Source organism: Streptacidiphilus monticola, from assembly GCF_042658505.1.
Classification (GTDB): Bacteria; Actinomycetota; Actinomycetes; order Streptomycetales; family Streptomycetaceae; genus Streptacidiphilus; species Streptacidiphilus monticola.
Window position 1 is genome coordinate 1 of record NZ_JBHSQJ010000207.1, and the last position, 813, is coordinate 813.

At 70.5% G+C, this 813-nt stretch carries 1 protein-coding gene; it reads right to left on the reverse strand.

Annotation, left to right across the window (positions count from 1 at the left end; all coding sequences use genetic code 11):
• The coding region (locus ACFP3V_RS31345) for a ParB/RepB/Spo0J family partition protein (RefSeq protein ID WP_380591089.1) at positions 1–602 on the reverse strand (602 nt) is incomplete at its 3' end.
• Positions 603–813 lie beyond the last annotated feature (211 nt).

The window sequence follows — 813 nt, forward strand, 5'->3', positions numbered from 1 at the left end:
AGGGTCTCCTGCTTGAGCTCCTTGGCGCGGGTGGCGGCGGCGACCTCGTCGGCCGACAGGCCCAGCGCGCGGGCCGCGCGCCTGCGCCGCGTGGCGTTCCCGTCGGTGAGCAGGGAGAGCTGCGCGACGGCTTCGACCTTGTCGGTCTCGGTCATGGCGGCGCGGTGCTCGTTCTCGATCAGGGACAGCAGCACTGCTTCGACGTCGTCGCTGTCCTTGATCTCGTGCACGATGGCGGGCACCAGCCGCACCGGCTCGTCCTTCTCCTGGGCGGCCTTGGCGGCGGCCTGCGCGGCGAGCATGCGGCGCTGGCCCATGAACACGCCGTAGGTGCCGTCCGGGAGCAGCCGCACCCCGATCGGGATCTGCACGCCCAGCTCGGCGACGGAGGCGAGCAGGTCGGCGGTGGGCTGCACGTTCTTCTTGCGGACGTTGGCCGGGTCGCGCACGAGCTGGTTCGGGTGGAGGTCCACGAGGCGGCCGATACCCGATGCGCGGGTCTCCTCGCTCGCCGTGGCGGTGGTCGGCTCCTCGGGCGCAGCCGTCACGGGCGCGGGAGTGGTGTCGGCGTCGGCCTTGGTGCGGGTCTTGGTGCTGGCCACAGGGGGCCTCCTTCGGATGCTGAGTTCGGGCGGTGCCGAGGGGCCAACCTCGACTGATTCGATAATAGAGGAACAGAACTTGAGGGCCAACCGTTTTTCCGGGCAACACGGTGGCTCTTGACCTGGCCTTTTGTCTGCTCAGGCGGTCGGGTCTGCCGCGCCCATCGAGGGCTCGCCGTTGGAGCGGAGGAAGGCGTGTGCGGCGGCGACA